The organism is Pandoraea commovens (assembly GCF_902459615.1).
GTDB classification, from domain to species: Bacteria; Pseudomonadota; Gammaproteobacteria; order Burkholderiales; family Burkholderiaceae; genus Pandoraea; species Pandoraea commovens.
This window is the reverse complement of record NZ_CABPSA010000002.1, coordinates 752,163-769,584: the sequence shown is the minus strand read 5'-3', so window position 1 is coordinate 769,584 and position 17,422 is coordinate 752,163. Positions and strand designations below refer to the sequence as shown.

At 63.2% G+C, this 17,422-nt stretch carries 11 protein-coding genes; 7 read left to right on the top strand and 4 right to left on the bottom strand.

Features of this window, described 5'->3' with window-relative positions; all coding sequences use genetic code 11:
* Positions 1-361: 361 nt before the first annotated feature.
* The 6 genes from PCO31010_RS09650 to PCO31010_RS09625 all read left to right on the top strand — a co-directional run bounded on the left by PCO31010_RS09650 (position 362) and on the right by PCO31010_RS09625 (position 12,527).
* Positions 362-1,309: an NAD(P)H-dependent flavin oxidoreductase gene (locus PCO31010_RS09650; protein WP_150664043.1), complete on the top strand. Its 948-nt coding sequence runs from the start codon at positions 362-364 to the stop codon at positions 1,307-1,309.
* Positions 1,310-1,527: 218 nt separating this feature from the next.
* A complete protein-coding gene (locus tag PCO31010_RS09645; protein ID WP_150664042.1) occupies positions 1,528-3,552 on the top strand; it encodes a hypothetical protein in 2,025 nt (674 codons plus the stop codon).
* Positions 3,553-3,765: 213 nt separating this feature from the next.
* Positions 3,766-5,907: a hypothetical protein gene (locus tag PCO31010_RS09640; protein ID WP_150664041.1), complete on the top strand. Its 2,142-nt coding sequence runs from the start codon at positions 3,766-3,768 to the stop codon at positions 5,905-5,907.
* Positions 5,908-6,544: 637 nt separating this feature from the next.
* A complete protein-coding gene (locus tag PCO31010_RS09635) occupies positions 6,545-8,125 on the top strand; it encodes a hypothetical protein (protein ID WP_150664040.1) in 1,581 nt (526 codons plus the stop codon).
* A 93-nt stretch (positions 8,126-8,218) separates the two neighbouring features.
* On the top strand, positions 8,219-10,261 hold the full coding sequence (locus PCO31010_RS09630) for a hypothetical protein (protein ID WP_150664039.1): 2,043 nt from the start codon (positions 8,219-8,221) through the stop codon (positions 10,259-10,261).
* A 40-nt stretch (positions 10,262-10,301) separates the two neighbouring features.
* Positions 10,302-12,527, top strand: a complete 2,226-nt coding sequence (locus tag PCO31010_RS09625; RefSeq protein ID WP_150664038.1) for a hypothetical protein — start codon at positions 10,302-10,304, stop codon at positions 12,525-12,527.
* A 57-nt stretch (positions 12,528-12,584) separates the two neighbouring features.
* Here PCO31010_RS09625 and PCO31010_RS09620 read toward each other — a convergent pair whose 3' ends face one another.
* The 4 genes from PCO31010_RS09620 to PCO31010_RS09605 form a co-directional block, all read right to left on the bottom strand.
* Positions 12,585-13,433 carry a 3-hydroxybutyryl-CoA dehydrogenase gene (locus PCO31010_RS09620; protein ID WP_150664037.1) on the bottom strand — a complete coding sequence of 283 codons (849 nt, stop codon included), beginning with the start codon at positions 13,431-13,433 and terminating at the stop codon, positions 12,585-12,587.
* 248 nt (positions 13,434-13,681) lie between these two features.
* Positions 13,682-14,731 carry a porin gene (locus tag PCO31010_RS09615; protein ID WP_150660987.1) on the bottom strand — a complete coding sequence of 350 codons (1,050 nt, stop codon included), beginning with the start codon at positions 14,729-14,731 and terminating at the stop codon, positions 13,682-13,684.
* Positions 14,732-15,219: 488 nt separating this feature from the next.
* A complete protein-coding gene (locus PCO31010_RS09610) occupies positions 15,220-15,495 on the bottom strand; it encodes a hypothetical protein (protein ID WP_039395103.1) in 276 nt (91 codons plus the stop codon).
* 352 nt (positions 15,496-15,847) lie between these two features.
* Positions 15,848-16,366, bottom strand: coding sequence for a hypothetical protein (locus PCO31010_RS09605; protein ID WP_150664036.1), 519 nt, complete (start codon positions 16,364-16,366; stop codon positions 15,848-15,850).
* 565 nt (positions 16,367-16,931) lie between these two features.
* On the opposite strand from PCO31010_RS09605, the gene PCO31010_RS09600 reads away from it, so the two are divergent.
* Positions 16,932-17,333 carry a hypothetical protein gene (locus PCO31010_RS09600; protein ID WP_039395097.1) on the top strand — a complete coding sequence of 134 codons (402 nt, stop codon included), beginning with the start codon at positions 16,932-16,934 and terminating at the stop codon, positions 17,331-17,333.
* Positions 17,334-17,422: the final 89 nt, after the last annotated feature.

The window sequence follows — 17,422 nt, the reverse complement described above, 5'->3', positions numbered from 1 at the left end:
CGGTGGCAAAAAAATAACGCCGCTCGCCAGTGACGGCAAGCGGCGTTTGAGGACGTGACGTGCCGGACGAGCGCTGCGGTCGCTAACGCGGCGCTCGTCCTGCGACACCGGCTACCGGTGTCCCCCGGGCACGCGTCTATATCGTAGTCAGCACAGGGCATCGACCCAAGAGGACTTTCCCTGATACGGCGGCAATCAGCGCATCGGAACCGAAGCTTTCTTCGAGTGACCGCTCACCGGGCGACGTCCGAATCCCCCTATAATCGAACGATCGTTCGCGAAATTGCCGTGACAGCCATGCCGCGACCCGACTCTCACGTACCGGCGAGCGCACACCGAACGTCCTGCCTCAGGAGACTTCATGGCCCTTCCCAAGATTCTGCAAAACCTGGCGTTGCCTGTCGTGGCGTCGCCGATGTTCATCGTGAGCTACCCGGAACTGGTGCTCGCGCAATGCAAGGCCGGTATCGTCGGCTCGTTCCCCGCGCTCAACGCGCGCGAGCCGCAGATTCTCGAAGACTGGTTGTCGCGCATCACCGAAGAACTTGCGTCGTACAAGGCGGCGAATCCGGACGCCGTCGTCGGCCCGCTCGCCGTCAACCAGATCGTGCATCAGTCGAATCAACGGCTTGAGCATGACGTGCGCGTGTGTGTCGAGCATCGCGTGCCGATCTTCATCACGAGCCTGCGCGCACCGCCCAAGGAAGTGCTCGACGCCGTGCACAGCTACGGTGGCATCGTGCTGCACGACGTCATCAATCTGCGTCATGCCAACAAGGCGCTCGAAGCCGGTGTGGATGGTCTGATTCTCGTGGCCGCCGGCGCGGGCGGTCATGCAGGCATGCTCTCGCCGTTCGCGCTCGTGGGCGAAGTGCGCAAGATCTTCGACGGCCCCATCGTGCTCTCCGGCTCGATTGCCAACGGCGGGTCGATTCTCGCTGCGCAGGCGATGGGCGCGGACCTCGCCTACATCGGCACGCGCTTCATCGCGTCCACCGAGGCGAACGCGAGCGACACCTACAAGCAAGCCATCGTCGACGCCAGCGCCAACGACATTGTCTACACGAACCTCTTCACCGGCGTGTCGGGCAACTACATCCGCCAGAGCATTCTGAATGCGGGTCTCGATCCCGAGAACCTGCCCACCGCCGACAAGACCGCGATGAACTTCTCCAAGGCGAAAGCGTGGAAGGATATCTGGGGTGCGGGTCAGGGCGTGGGGTTGATGGACGATGTGCGTCCGGCGGCGGACATCGTTGCGCGCCTGAAGCAGGAGTACGACGACACGCGCAAGCGTCTGGCAGGCTGATGTATCGCGGCGCGAGGCGGCTTTCGTCTCGCGCCGTATGACAACATCGGCATCCCCTCGCAAATTCGCAGAATCGACAGCGCGACCCAACGAAACGCAAGCATCCGCGCGCCTGCCAGTGGCAAGCTCCTCCACCCGGGCTGGCGCATGACACTGTCTTCGGCAATACATGCACGGCCCGCCTTTTGTGCCCTTATGTGGTTTAAGGAGGCCATCCCATGTCGCATATGCCACACCATCGCGCGATCGGTTCCGCGCCCTGCTACAGACTTTCCCCTACCGCCAACCGTCGCCAGAGCAGCCGCTACGGTGGACATGAGTTTCCGCGTCATTTTCGCGGGACGCGCGCCTCGCCGCGTACGCACGTCGCAGCGGCGACCGGTCCGTGCCGCAGCGCATCGGGGCGAGCGTCGTCCGTCGGCCAATGGCAGACGATATTCGCACTGGCCGTCGTCGCCAATCTCGTGCCCCACACATTGGCGGGGCCGCGACTTCCCTTCTCGCGTAACGATCGCCGCCCCGCAGAGGACATCGGCGGTGATGCTGCGCTCCATATCTCCGATGTCGCCGCAGGCACCCTGGACGATGTGCAACGCGCGCCCGTCCAACACGCCGCCATCCAGTCCGACTACTCCTTGCCGCAGTTGATGCGCGCGTTCGGCGCATCGAGCTCACCGTTCCAGAATCTGGGGAAGGCGATCAACGAGATGCATGTCCTCGTCGCTGGCGAAGAACTGGACCGGGAAACGCTGGAGACGGTGAAGGACGTCGGCGCGTTTATCGACATGGTGACTGCGTTGATTCCGTCGGTGCAAAGCGCGCGTCTCGGCGGCCATCTAGCGGAAGCGGCGGCCGATGCGGCCGAGGGCAAACCTACGAATGCCGAACGCATCGCTTCCTTGATCCAGATGAGCGATCCACGCACGCTAGGTGCGTCATTGCCGACACGCACGGGTGATTCCTCGGCAGGTCTCGTGGCTTCGGAAGTGTTGGTCGCTGAGCGTCCCGCGTCGGCTCACGAGGTTCTCGATGTCGCAGGCAGCGCCGAAGGCGACGTCGTTGCGGCTGCGCCTGCTGACGCCAGTGTCTCGGAGAGACTTGACGAACCCCGCATCGAAGGCGAGCGCGATCATCTCCAGGGGTACGAACAGGCGCTCCCGCCCGGGGCGCACCCAGACACGTCACATCCACAGTTGTTCGTCGTCGATGCTCGCCACTATCTCGGCGGAGAGGCCGGGTTCTATCGTCTGACCAATTCACCGCGTGCGAATCAGTGGCTGGTCGACGCGCCACGCGGCACCCGCGCTCAGGTGCCCGTGACGTACGATCCGCAGACCGGGCGATGGCAGGTACAACCACCGCTGCGGCTATGCGGCGGCGGTTGCGGTCCGAGCCGGGAGTCGACGCCCGACAGCGTTGCGATGAGTCAGAACCAGATCGCCGATGCGATTCGCCACATTCCCGACCGCGACGTGCGGGACTCCATTCAGCTTGCCTATCACGATCTCAGTCACCTGCATCTGCTACGCACCAATCGTGAAGACTTGCGGTCGCTACGCGACAACTCCATCGTCGGCCACCGGAAGATTCTGGTGCCGCAGTTGATGCGTCTCGATCCGTACGCGACGCTATTTGAGCAACAGCGCGAAGCCGCCGAGATCACGGCGATTCATTACGACACCTATATCGACACCGGTATCTATGACCTCAGTCCGGAAGCGTTCTGTCAGGAGAACGCCGAGATTCTGTTCCACTATCTGCTCGCGCGTGGCGTTCCCAGTCATCACATCCGCATCATGACGGTGCAACCCAAGAGTCAGCCCGCGCACGTCATGGTGCTCTATACCGAGTCGGATCATTTCATCGATCTTCTCGATCTGTCGACGCCGCAACCACCGGTCGAGGGCTACGTCGACGGCATCAGTGGAGAGCGCTTCACTGCGGCGCTGTTCCTGACGCGCGACTCCACCGTTCTTCTCGACCCGTGGAGCCGTGTCAAAGCCTCCTCGTTCGTCGATGCGGACAGTATCGAGGCACTGATGAGCGAGCTGGATATTGCGTTGTCCGACACTGGACACCGGCCCGGGAAGCCTTTCCGGGTCTCGCTGACGCGCCCTTATCCGGCCCCTCGTGATCGTGCACGCGCACAGCGGCCGAGCCCGAGCGAATCACGTGGCTCGCGGGGTTCGAAAGGGTCCAGCAGTTCCGGAAGTAGCGGAAATCCGGCGTCGACGGCGACGTGAAGCGGTCTCTTTCACCGGATGAAACGCTTCGCGGGTATCCATCATTTACATCGCCATCCGAAATAACTAGCATCCAAAAACGACAGACGCTCTGACCGATGCGTAAGCCCTGCGCATCGGTGCGATGGCAGTCTTCATCTCCCGGGCCACCGAAACGTCATGGTGCTGCACATGCGCCGAAAACGGTGGCCCACTACTTCGGGAGAGGACGCCATGCCGCACGCCTTGCATCACAGTCCCCGGCACTTCACACCCCACTACGGGCTGTCACCCGCACGTCAGCATCGTGCGTCGTCGGCCGGAGTGTCCGACAGCTTTCATGTCACATTCCGTCGGGCGCGATATGCACATCGTACCGCCCATCACACTCACGATGTCCCACAAACGACCTGCGCGTCGAGCGCGGCGCAGCGTGCGCCCGGCATCTGGCCGGCCGCATTCGCCGTGTTGTTCGTGGCAAATCTTGTGTCACCGGGCGCTGGCGCCATTCCGCGTCGACATCTCGTCGCCGATACGAATGACGACAACTACTTTCTTTCGCAACCTGGATCAGGCCAGGCACTCGCGCCGCAGACCGAAGCGTCGGCGAACGGTACGTCCACGCCTGACGACGTCGACATCCGTCTCGTCGAGCGCACATACCTCAAGACCGACTACACGTTGCTGGACTTGCTGAGGATCATCGCCGCATCGCGCGCGCCGTTCGAGGAATTCGGCGCTTCGTTGGGCGACGCATACGAGGTCTTCGCCGACGAATCGATTGCGCGCGAAACACGCAAGTCCGTCAAGCGCGGCGGCAAGGTGCTGGACTTGTCCACGAGCCTGATTCCCCAGGTGCGCCTGAGCCGCATACCCGGCGACGTTTCGTATGTCGCGGCCCAGCAGATCGAAGGCAAGCCGCCCGTTGGGGAGGACATGGTGATGTTGACGCGAGTGCTCGATCCGCGCGCGTGGCAAGGCAGCCAACAGACGGAAGTCGCGGCGCCTCGCGTGGCGGCCTCGGACGCCGAGACGCTTCACCTACCCATTGAACCGAAGCCGCATGCCGGTCAAGGCCAGGCTCAGGTCATTCGTCGTCCGCCCCCATCAGATGCGCAGGCGCTGGATGTCGACGGTCTCAGACGCGAAGCGGACACTTTGTCGGCGGCACCTATCGAAGCACCGGCCTCATCCCCGACGATTGCAGGCGAACGTGAGTATCTGGTCGGCTACGAGCAGACCATCTCCGCAGATCGCCTGCCGCCCGGCGACGCCAGACGCGTGACGTTGATCGACGGGCACCACTATCTCTCGGGTGACAACGGCTATTACCGCGTGACGAAGGGAGCGCACGAAAACGTCTGGTTCGTCGATGCCCCGCGTCACGACAAGGCTCAGGTGCCGGTGACGCTCAACCCCGAGACCCGCGAGTGGCGCGCCGATGCCCCATTGCGGCTATGCGGCGGCGGGTGCGGGCAAAGCAAGAACATACCCGGGTCCGACAGCATCGTGGACGAATGGATGACCATCGCAGCGGCGATCTCGCATCTGCCCGAAATCGACACACAAGACGCCATTCACACCGCCTTTGGCAGTCTGAGCAGCCTACAACTGTTGCGCGGCAACCGTGCCGACCTGCGCGCGACACGCGACTATTCGATCGTCGGACACCGCGCCGCACTGCGCAAAGCGATGCGCAACATCGACCGCGAAGCGCCGTTGCTGCAACAGCAGCGGGAGACGGCGGCGGCCACCGCAATGTATTACTCCGACAATCCACACGCCGAGGCTTTCTGTCAGGAGAACGCCGAGATACTCTTCCATCTGCTGATCGAAAGCGGTGTGCCCGAAGAGAGGATTCGCATGATCACGCTCAATCCGATGAACCGCGCCTCGCACGTCGTCGTGCTCTACACGGAAGAGGAGGCGCTCATCGACATGCTGCATCTGGCCACCCCGCAACCGGCGATCTATGGCCGTCCGGATGGCATCGGCAGACGCGTGTTTGCGCGCGCGATCCTTCTTACACGCGACTCCACACTCATTCTCGACCCCTGGGGTCGAGCCAAAGCCACGGGGTTCATCGAATCGGACAGCGACCTCGACATTCAGCGCCAACTGGATGAAGTCCTCGCCACGATGGGGCACGGCGAAGGTCATCCCTTCACCGTCTCGATCACGCGCCCTCTGACGGGATCGCACCAAGGCTCGCGGCCGCGTAGCGCGGCCAGCGCCGCCAGTGGCAGCAGCGGCAGTAGCGGCAACAGCCCGATGAGTTTTGGCAGTGAGAGCAACAGCATCCTCAACATGCTGATACCACCGGACACGCCATCGTCGCCGGACGAGGCGCCGGCGGCAGGCGTGCCGGAACGCTGAACGTGAATGTCTGCGTCATCACGCGACGCGCACTGTTCGATTTCCCCATTCATGCTCATCGCGCGTCGTGACTGGACGCACCTTCGGAGACGTTGCCATGCTTTATCCATCACATTGCCATGTCATCGGGTCCGTGCCTCGCTACGGATTGCGTGCTTCGGAGTTCTCTTCGCGAACGCGGGGTGCGTCCGGCAACCCGCTCGCCAGAACATTCCGCCATGCTCATACGGCCCGCGCCCTCGACACCGGTCGTGCAGACCGCACTCGGATATCGCGCAGGGCCCCCCCTCACTCTGCCCCGGCTGCGTCGGCAGCCCCGGTGGCCAGAGGCGCATGGCCCGCAGCATTCGCCCTCCTCTTCGTCGCCAATCTGACGGCACCGGCAAGGAGCGCCGTCCCCTGGGGCGCGATGCGCGAATCGGCACCAGAGGGACCTGGCACGCAAGGCGGTTCGCTCCAGGTTTGCGTCGGGGGCCATACGGGTGACGCACCGATGCATTGCCGAGCGCCGGATGTCGTGGCCGTTCAGCCTGTACAGACGCCCGCTATCAAGTCGAACTACACCTTGTCGGAATTCCTGTACGCCGTTGCAGCGTCAAGCGAGCCCTTCCGAAACACAGGTGAATCGCTACTTCAGATGTACACGCTCGTCACTGGCGAGGAGGTCCGTATCGATACGCGCAAGTCAATCAGTCAATGGACCGAAGCACTCGATCTTGCGACCGGATTGGTGCCGGATGTCGGGATATCGCGAATCCCGGGCGATGCGGCCGGCATTGCCGCCGATCAGATGGAGAGGCGCCCGGTAGCCCCGGATCGGTTGATTAGCATGATTCAGGCGTCCGACTCTCGCAATCTGGCGAGCCGGGGCGTCATGCGCAAGCCACCGGATTTTTCCGCAATTGAAGCCAAATGGCGTCAAACGTCGAAAGGCAAAGCGCACGCCGATGAATCACGCCGCGCGGCGGTCGCCCGGGCGGAAGCCATCGCGCGCCGCCGAAACGAAGCGCAGATCGACGCAGAGAGAGATCGCATTACGGCCGCCCTGGAAGAGGACATGCAGCTCGCCGCGAATTCCCCCGACGACACCCCGGCTCACCACCAGCCGTACTCACCTCAGGAATGGCGCATCGAAGGCGAGGACACGCATCTGGACGGCTATGCGCGGTCTCTGGCGCCCGACAAACTGCCGAGCGATCAGCAACGTCGAATCGTCACGATCGACGGGTACCTCCACCTTCGAGGCGCGACCGGCTACTACCGTGCGACCCGTGGCCGGAGCCTCGACCACTGGCTTGTCTCGGCACCACGCGGCAGCGGCCGTGCTGCGCTCGTGCCGGTGCATTTCGACGCAGCCACCGGGCGCTGGCACGCAGAAGCGCCGCTACGGCTTTGCGGCGGCGGCTGCGGGCCTAGTCGGGAGGCCACCCCCGACAGCATCTCACTCGACCGGGAGAAAGTCCGGGACGCCGTCGCGCATCTGCGCAACGAGGACATACGCGACGCGATCGTCTTCGCATACGACGATCTCGCCGCCCTGCACCTGTCTCGCAGCAATCGTCCCGATCTTCAAGCGGGACGCGACAACTCCATCGTCAATCACCGGACGGCATTGCGCTCGTCGATGAAGCGAATTAAACGCAACCTTCCGCTGGCCAGACAACAAGAAGAAGCGGCCCTGATCACCGCAATGCACTATCACTGGAACCCGTACGCCGAGGCGTTCTGTCAGGAAAACGCAGAGATCCTTTTTCACTTCTTGCGGGTGAACGGCGTTCCGCTCGAAAACCTTCGCATCATTACAGTGAAACCCAAGAACCGGCCGCCGCACGTGCTGGTGCTTTACACGGAGTCGGAGCGCCTGATCGGACTGCTCGAAGAAGCGACGCCGCACCCGCCACTCAACGTGGGACCGGACGGCCTGATCGACATGCTCTTCGCCCGCGAAGCCTATGAAGCCCGCGATTCCACTGTGCTGCTCGATCCGTGGAGCCGCTCGCGCGCCACATCGTTCGCTCTTGCCACACATGCCGTCGCGATGGTCGACACACTCGACGGCGCCTTCGCCGAGATCGGACATCGACCGGGCAGCCTGTACTGGGTCTCCATTACCCGTCCTCTGGGGCAACGCCGAGGCAGCGCGAGCAGTCTTGGCAGTGCGGGCAGCGGTGGCTCGTCCGGCGGGTCCGGGAGTTCGGTCGGCGGCTTGATCGCCTAAGTTCGTACTACGGGAACGGGGAGCGCCCTGTAGCGCGCTGATCGTCGATACCGAGAATGTCACTAACGCAGCACGTCCTTCGGAGATCTCGCCGTGTCTTTGACAACCCATCGTCGCGCCGTGCGCACGACACCATGCTATGGCCCATCGCACACCGTGATGCGTAAATGCGATGCCGCCGGCTTCCCCCGTGCATTTCGTCGCGCGCGCACCGCGCGAGCTTTCGACAACGCTATCGAACCGCACGCACCGTCGCGCTCGTCCCACAGCGCGCCGTGGACCGTCGCCTTTGCGATTCTTCTGGTGACGAACTACGGTGCTTACGCCACCGCATCGCTGCCGCGAGGATATCGCGATCGCTTCGAGCCCGCGTTGACACCGGACGGGCATCACGACGCCCAGGCCGCGTCAATACCCGGCGAGGTTGTCGCCGAGCCCTTGCCACAAGTCCAGGTCAAATCCGAGTACACGCCAGTCGATGTCCTCCGGGCAGTCGCTGCCGCGCGGACGCCGTTCGCGAGCACCGGCGAGTCGATGACCGACGTTTATTCGCTCATGACCGGCCGCGATATCCCGCACGAGACGCGTGAGACGGTCAAAGCGTGGGGGACGGCCATCGACATCACCTCCGGCCTCATTCCCGAAGTCCAGATGTTGCGACTACCGGCGGAGGTCTCGGATATGGCCGTGGACAGCATCGACGGCAAGCCGCCAACCATCGACCGGATCATCGGACTCACGCAGTTCGCGTCCCCGCGCGGCAGTGGCTCACCTGCCGCGCCCGAGCCCGCGCCGCCGAGACTTGCCGCAAAGTCGGGCGTCCGCCGTCCGCCGAAGTCCCCGCTGTGGCTAGCCCCGAAAGACGAACGCATCGGGGTCGTCGACTTGCAGGACAATCTGGCCGCAGAAAAGCCGACGAGCCGCTTCGCTATCCGGGGCGAGTTCGACCATCTCGACGGCTACGAGCAAACGTTCACGCAGGCCGAGTTGCCCACCGACAAAGCGACACGTCTAGCCCTCGTCGGTGGCCATCGCTACCTGCGCGGAGAGGCGGGTTACTACCGCATATCGCAGGGCCTCAGCGGCGATCACTGGCTCATCGACGCGCCTCGTCAAACGCGCGCGCAGGTGCCCGTGACTTACGATCCCGTGACCGATCAATGGCGGGCGCACGAGCCGCTGCGCGTGTGCGGCGGTGGGTGCGGGCCGAGCCGCCCGATCAGCCCCGACAGCATCGCCACGAGTTTCGACAGCATCTTCTCGGCCACCATGCATGTGACCGATGAAGGTGCACAGGAAGCCATTCATAACGCCTTCGCCGATCTGAGCCGCCTGCATTTGGTGCGCTCCAATCGTCCCGATCTGCGCATGCTGCGGGACAACTCGATCATCGATCACCGTGCCGCGCTACGCGTGGCGATGCGCGACATCGACCCGCAACTGCCGCTCGTCAAACAGCAAGGTCTCGTCGCCGAAGCCACGGCACGGTACTACTACTCTCATCCGTTCGCCGAGGCGTTCTGTCAGGAAAACGCCGAAATTCTCTATCACTTCCTGCTTCAGGACGGCGTGAGCAGCGACCAGCTTCGCATGATCACCGTGCAGCCGAAGAATCGTTCGCCACACGTGATGGTGCTCTTCACGGAGTCGCACCGCTTCATCGACATGCTCGACGCGTCGACGCCGCGCCTTCGCGAGAGTCTGCGTCTGGACGGCCTCTCGTCGGGACAGTTTGCGTGGGCCGCCTACATGACGCGCGACACGACCCTGCTGCTCGATCCGTGGAGCCGCAACAAGGCCATCTCATTTGTGTGGGCCAACGAGCCACAGGACGTCGTCGACATTCTGGACGTCGCTTTCGCGGACATCGGCCATCGCACCGGTAGTCCATACACGGTATCGCTCACCCGGCCGCTTGCCTCACGTCGAAGCTCGCCCGGCAGTCAGTCCAGTCTGGGGAGTCCCGGTAGTTCCGGGGCGAGTTCGGGTACCTCGCGCAGCTCGCTGCTGTCGTCCTCAAGCCCTCGACTGAGCGCCTCGGTCCGGCCTGCGGCGGGACAGCGTCGCGCGTCCGCACAGTGGGATATCGAACCACCCGGAAGTGAATCGTCCGAACCTGTATCGCAAGCCGACTGACGCATCGCCCGCTTCATCCATTTTCTTCGGAGACGTTGCTATGCCTTACGCCTCGTATCGTCGTGCCACCTCCAGTGCACCCGCCTATTCGCTTTCGCACGCCGTGCAGCACCGCAAGGCGTCGGCGCGCGCCGACGGCGGTGTGAATGTGCAAACGAAACGACACTTTAGTACCGCGTTCACTCACGCACGGCTCGCGACGCAATCAGATGCTTCGTACACATCGCAAACACATTCGCCACTGCTGCAAGGTCGCGCGCGGCGTAAAGCCGCAGGCTCGGCCACGCCGACCGTCTGGCCCGCCGCTTTCGCGCTCATGCTCGTCGCCAATCTGATAGCGCCCGTCGCATCCGTCGGTCCGGTCTCCGCCTTCGTGCCGAAAGTCCCGCGTCCCTGCCACGGAAATGATGACGCGGAAGGCAATGCGCCCGGCGGCGCGCCACAGTCGCTGCCAGATCAGGCGCAGCCTATGCCAAGCGACGTCGGCGCGGCCGTTCGCGTCGAGCCGGTCGATGCGCCGATGACGCTCAAAGATCAGTATTCGCCACAGGACGTGCTCAGATCGATCGGCACCGGCAGCGCCCCGTTCCGGCACTTCGGCGATTCGGTCGCGGACATGTATTCCCTACTGACGGGCAACCCGGTCGGCCAACAGATGCGCGAAGAGATTCAGCAGCGCGCTCATCTCGTGGATGTGGCCACGGGCCTGATTCCCGAAGTCGCGATGTTGCGCCTTCCCTCGGAGGTGGCGGATGCCGTGGCCGATGGTATCGACGGCAAACCCATCACCGCAGATCGGATCATTTCCATTGTGCAGAGCGCCGATCCGCGCGTGCTGGCGCGTCCGCTCGGCAGTGCCCTGCGACCGGCGAGGCTGAGTACGGCGGGCAAGAAGGCCGCGCAAGCGACGGTGGAAAAGCCTGGCGCGCCGTCGCCCGCAGTCCACATGGAGTCTCCCGAGAAAGCCTTGAAGGATGTCGAGAAGAAGGCGGCTGCGAACGATCTGGAGCGCATGCTCGACCCTGCCAGCGTCGACGCCCCCTCGCAGGAGGTTTCGCTCGGCGATGTGTCTAACGGGACGCCCGACTTGTTCATCGCCGGTGAGCAAACGTATTTGCAGGGATATGCGCAACACATTCCTGCACACCGCCTCCCGCCCGGTCACGCTACGCGATTGGTGACCATCGACGGTCAACAATACCTGCGCGGCCAGAACGGCTTCTACCTCGCGAGTCAGGCATCGAACACCGACCATTGGCTCGTGGACGCGCCGCGCCGCGCGAAGGCGCAGGTGCCGGTCACGTACGACCCACATCTGGATCTGTGGGTCGCGCATGAGGCACTGCGACTGTGCGGTGGCGGTTGCGGAAACAGCCGTATCACAACGCCCGACAGCATCGCCCTGAATCGGCACGAAGTCGACGCGGTACTCAGTCATCTGCGTAACGACGACGCGCAAAACGCCATTCTCTCGGCCTACAACGATGTGTCACGCTTGAAGCTGATGCGCTCCAACCGGCCGGACCTCCGGCAATATCGCGACTACTCGATCATCCCGAATCGGGAGGCGATCCGCACCGCCCTCGGACACATTCCGCCCGACACGCCTCTCTACGAACAGCAACGACTCGCCGCGGTCATCACCGCAAGTCATTACCGTCTGAATCTGGGCACGGAAGCGTTTTGTCAGGAGAACGCGGAGATTCTTTTTCACTTCCTGATCGAAAACGGCGTTCACGGCGACTGCATCCGCATGATCACCATTCATCCGAAGGGGCGCTCGCCTCACGCGCTCGTACTTTATACGGAATCCGAAGAATTAATCGATGCCCTGGAAATTGCAACACCGGTCGAATACGAGGGGCCCGGTGCCGACGGCATCTCCGGCGACAATTTCGCCGGACTCATCATGAATGCGCACGACACGACGCTTTTGCTCGATCCCTGGAGCCGGGTGAAGGCTGTCGGCTTTGCCATGTCGAAAAACCCGCAGGAAACGCGGCGCGTGCTCGACGAGGCCCTTGTCGACGTCGGGCACCGGCCGGGCGAGGCCTACCGCGTCTCGCTCACGCGCCCGCTCGGACCGCGCCGCACCGGGGTAAGCCGACGAGGAAGTCTGGCCAGCCAGGGAAGTGCCGGATCGGTATCGAGAACGTCAAGTACGGGGGGATCGTCAGGGACACCGGGTTCGTCAAGCGGGCTGACGTCTCTCGACGCCCCTAACTTGCCGCTTGCGAACGGGCACGAGGAAGCGCACGGCGCATGAGCGCCGCCCGTCGCTCGCCACCTCCGGCGCGCGTTGCACGCGCCGGATTCAAGTCACTCAGTACGTGTAGACGCCCCGTCCCGTCTTGCGTCCCAAATAACCGGCCGCAACCATCTCCTTGAGCAGCGGGCACGGACGATACTTGGAGTCCGCGAACTCCTCGAAGTAGACGTTCATCACCGACAGGCAGACGTCCAGGCCGATCATGTCGGCCAATGCGAGCGGGCCGATCGGATGATTGCAACCCAGCTTCATGCCTTCGTCGATTTCCTCCGGCGACGCGAGATTCTCCGCGAGCACAAAGAACGCTTCGTTGATCATCGGCACCAGAATCCGGTTGACGACGAAGCCCGGCGCATTCTTCACCGTGATCGGGGACTTGCCCAACTGTCGCGCCAGCGCGTCGACGCGCGCATGCGTCTCGTCGCTCGTTTGCAGTCCACGAATGAGCTCCACGAGGGCCATGAGCGGCACCGGATTGAAGAAGTGCATGCCGATGAACCGGTCGGGATTGGCGACCACGGCCGCCAGCTTCGTGATCGAGATCGACGACGTATTGGACGCGAGGATCGCCCCGTCCTTCACCGCCCCTTCAAGCTGCTTGAGAATCTTCACCTTCAGGTCGAAGTTCTCGGTGGCCGCTTCGATCACGATGTCGGCCGTGCCCAGCGCGGCGTAATCGGTGGACGTCGTAATGCGCGCGAGGGCGGCGTCCTTGTCGGCAGCGGTGAGCTTGTCTTTCTTGATGAGGCGCTCGAGGCTACCGGCAATCGTCGCTACGCCCTTTTGCACGGCCGCGTCGCTGATGTCGACCATCGTCACCGGCAGTCCGGCCACCGCACAGGCCTGTGCGATGCCGTTACCCATCGTGCCAGCGCCAATGATGCCTACGTGTTGAATCGTCATGTCGTCTCTGCTCCGTTTGTGCTTGAAAGGTGGCGGGGAATACCGTCTTGCGCGGTGCACAAATCATAGCGCGGACACGTCGAATCGGTGACACATGAAACCGCTGTGCGGAATGGCCGATGCGATTGACGGGGTGCTTCCTGTACGTCGTCGTCACCCAAAGAAAAAGGGGCAGACCCCACGGTCTGCCCCTTCGCCCCTTCGCCGATTCCACCGTCACGTGCATGCGATGCGCGCACGCCGTGGCATCAGAACTTCATGCGAACGCCACCGCCGAAGGTGTCGCCGCCCGACATCGTGCTGACCTTGTCGTTCATGTACGCGGCGTAGATATCGGTACGCTTGGACAGGTTGTAGTCGTAGCCCAGCGCCCACGTCTTGCGGTTGACGTTGCTCGCGCCCGAGCTCTTCGTGTACGCGTACGAGGCGAGCACCTTTCCGTTGCCCAACGGCACCGACACGCCGAGCTGGCCGCCGTTCTCCGACACACCGCCGCCGGTGATGTTGTTGCGGATGTACTGGTACTGGCCGAAGAACTTCACGACTTGCAGGTCGTACGTCGCGCCCAGTTGCAGCGCCTGCTGGCTGCGGAAGCCCGTGATACCGGCCATGTCGTCCGGCACGGAGTCGAACTTGACCTGCTGGTAAGCGACGGTCGCCGCGAACGGCCCGTTGAAGTACAGCGCGGAGGCGCTCCACTTGTTCTGACCGGTTTCACCTGCCTTGTTACCGAAGGCGTACGAGACAGCGCCCGTCAGCCCCTTGAAGTTCGGCGTGGTGTACATCACGGCGTTGCTCCAGCCGGAGTCGCCCACGACGCCCTGACCGGCCTGGCCGATGAAGGTGTGGAACACCATCGGGCTGAAGGTGTACGAATCGACGAACGGGTTGAACAGAATCGTCGAGACGAAGTACGACGTGGTCAGACGACCGATCGTGACGGTTCCGGCCGTGTCCGACTGCAAGCCGACGTAGGCGTTGCGCGAGAACATCGAGTCGCCCTGGAAGCGGCCGTACTGACCGTTCTGCGGACGGAAGAAGTCTTCTAGCACGAAGACAGCCTTCAGGCCGCCGCCGAGGTCTTCGTTACCCTTCATGCCCCAGTACGACGTGGACATACCGCCGCCGCCCTGCGTCCATGCCCGGTCGCCGCCCGGGTTCTTGACCGCGCCCACCCAGGCGTCGACCTGACCGTAAAGCGTGACGTTCGATTGTGCGAGTGCCGGTGCGCTCACCGCCCCCATGCACGCGCCCAGAACGAGTGCCCCACCCATGCCCTTGGCCATACTGCGCTTCATTGACTTCTCCTTGGTTTATGTATTTTGTGTGCCTGCTCCCGCCCTGCACGGGACCCTGCTGGCGCCCTTTCGAGAAGCGCCTCCCTGATAAACGGCCGTGATTCTCGCACAGCCCCGCCGTGCGCAGAAAGACCGGAACGGCAAGGAAAAATGCACCACACGAAGTGGCTGGGAAATGGTGGGGAGACAAAATTCAGACGACCATCCGCGCCACAATTAATCCCGGTATAACGGGATCGATATAAGGCGTATATTTCGGGGTTAGCAACCGCTCACATTCGCCGTGTGATGCGCGAATCATGGACGTCGCTCAAGTGCGACTGACGGATGTCTTTGGGGAGGGAGGAACGTATCCAATGTTGCACATGTGCAACATTCGGTGCAGATCGGGGATGGCTACGGAGGGGTACTACAGGATTGAGCGGTGGAACTGGCAAGGCGTCGGGGGTGCACTCATCGGGTGCGCAGGTGCGCGTGGTGCAGTCGCCTTAGAAGCCGCGTCCTCGGCGTCCGCCGCCTTCATTGCCGCGCTGGCCGCGAGGTTCGCCTTGCGGTGTGTACTGACGCTCACGGGGTTCGGCGGGCGACGCCCAGTTCGGGTAAGCCGCCTGTCCACGGCCACGGTCCGCGTTGAAACGGCTGATGTCTTCGCGCAACGACGCCTTGTTCACGTCCAGCATTTCGCGCCCACGCCCGCCATCGGCCCAGGCAGGGTAGGCACACACCAGCAGTAACAGGAAACAACAGCGAAGTCGCGCACTCATTTGGGTTCAGCCACATCTCCCGGCCGCTACGGTGGGGCCGGTTGCACGAGGTGCGCCCCGCATCGGCGGATTGCCAATGCGCCATACACCTCATGAATGACTTTACCGGGACAGTCGAATGAGCGTCGACTGAAAAGATGTTAATACGCGATGCGGTCTGCAACCGTTTGTAACCGGGCGACGAATGCGATTCGGACTTGCCGAATGAATCAGCACAAACCCATGCCCAGCATGCCTGCGCGGGCGACGGCGGTTGCGCCGCACGACCTCAAAGCGCACGCCGTGTCACCACATCTTGCCGCTACGCACTCGTCTTGAAGCGGTCTGACGCGCCAGACGACGGCGCGTCGGATCACTTGTCGCCGACCTGCTTTTCCACCGACAACGAAATCTCACGCATGCGGTCGCCGCGCGGCGTGACGAGATCCTGCGCAGTGATGGTGAAATTGACCGGACGCGCGTACTTCCGGCTCGCGCTCTGCCATTCGGCGGGCAGCCCGGCCGGGTTCGTCGTGGTCGTGCGCATCGTCGTCACGCCGCGCGTGCAGCGCGCCATGTCGGTCGCGAACTTCTGCGCCTGATTGCGCAAATCCATCGGCGTGATCTTCTGGTAATCCCAGATGCACTCGTAGGTCGGGGCGAGTCCGGTCGCACGGAACACCTTGCAATCGCCGCCGGGCACCGAATACGTCGCCTGATAGCTCTCGCCACGCTCGTTCTTCGCCACCAGCGGACCGGAGACGTCTTCAAAGCCGGTTTGTGCGCTCTTGGCCAGCATCAGAATGCCTTCGCACTGGTCGGCGGCAAACGCCGACTGTGCAGTACACAGGCATGCCAGCAAAGCCCATCGTTGAAAAGATTTCGTTGCCATTATTGGAATGTTTGACTGGGGTACGGCGCGTCAGCGATGACCGGGGGTGACCGGGTCGTGCGGGCGCGGACCACTTTCGATATCGCCTGGAATGGTGACATTAGAACGCAAAGTGTGCGCGGACGAAACCACGGTCACAAGGGAAATCGTGCGCCATTTCGAGTCCGGAAGTGCCTGATAGTTCGCATTGTGGGTTGAGGGCGCGCTCATCCAAAAAGCCGATTGGCGAGCGACGCTCGCGACCTATACTCAAAGCGCAGTCAAACTGCATAGGCACGGCCGGGGACCGATGGTGGTCCGATGCATGACGGCAATGCCCCTCGGTGCCAAGTCTCCTTGGCCCATACCATGCCGCGCCGGTACACGCGGCTGGCGATGCCCCGATGGGGCCTCAACCGGCGGCTTAGCCCGCCGGTTTCCATTTGTGCTGACGCCTCTGCGCCGACCCTCATGCCGAAGGATTAAGCGAAAGTGCGGATTTCGCCGCGCGTGCCGGTCTGCAACTATCGAATCACAAGACCAATATTTACCGGGCACTCACCTTCGGGAAGTCAACGGAGCGTTTGTGTACACCAATGGTTACGGCACGCCGCACCTGATCGACTTCGTTCGCGGTCACGGTGGCACGCTCGCGCACGTGCTGGGTGCGCTCGGTAAATTTCGCCATCGTCACGGCCATTGGCCGTCGCGCCTGTTTCTCTATCCCGAAACGCTTGCTGCGCTGGTGCAGGATCTCACGCCGCTCGGCTTTTACCGCGTTCAGCAGCGGCTCGACGTCATCGCCGATCTGGAGCGCGATCTGTTTTGCGGGGACGATTGCGGCAACGTCGCGATCTACCGCGTTCAGGTGGCGTCGGATCCGGCCGAAGTCGACGCTGCGGCCATCTGGCTGGGTCTGATGCTCCCCGAGGCGCTGCAAACGGACGGTCGACCTCGCCCCTCCGCCACGCCTGCGCCGCCACGCTGACGACGGCACTCGCGTCGTCGGCCGCTGTCACAGGAATATCGTGACTCGCGGCTAGTCTGGCCTGCCGCCGGTGACCGATTCATGACACC

Excerpts from the sequence above, each read along its gene's own strand:
- PCO31010_RS09650 (WP_150664043.1), top strand. The coding sequence starts at position 362 with ATGGCCCTTCCCAAGATTCTGCAAAACCTGGCGTTGCCTGTCGTGGCG.
- PCO31010_RS09645 (WP_150664042.1), top strand. The coding sequence starts at position 1,528 with ATGTCGCATATGCCACACCATCGCGCGATCGGTTCCGCGCCCTGCTAC.
- PCO31010_RS09640 (WP_150664041.1), top strand. The coding sequence starts at position 3,766 with ATGCCGCACGCCTTGCATCACAGTCCCCGGCACTTCACACCCCACTAC.
- PCO31010_RS09635 (WP_150664040.1), top strand. The coding sequence starts at position 6,545 with ATGTACACGCTCGTCACTGGCGAGGAGGTCCGTATCGATACGCGCAAG.
- PCO31010_RS09625 (WP_150664038.1), top strand. The coding sequence starts at position 10,302 with ATGCCTTACGCCTCGTATCGTCGTGCCACCTCCAGTGCACCCGCCTAT.
- PCO31010_RS09620 (WP_150664037.1), bottom strand. The coding sequence starts at position 13,433 with ATGACGATTCAACACGTAGGCATCATTGGCGCTGGCACGATGGGTAAC.
- PCO31010_RS09615 (WP_150660987.1), bottom strand. The coding sequence starts at position 14,731 with ATGAAGCGCAGTATGGCCAAGGGCATGGGTGGGGCACTCGTTCTGGGC.
- PCO31010_RS09610 (WP_039395103.1), bottom strand. The coding sequence starts at position 15,495 with ATGAGTGCGCGACTTCGCTGTTGTTTCCTGTTACTGCTGGTGTGTGCC.
- PCO31010_RS09605 (WP_150664036.1), bottom strand. The coding sequence starts at position 16,366 with ATGGCAACGAAATCTTTTCAACGATGGGCTTTGCTGGCATGCCTGTGT.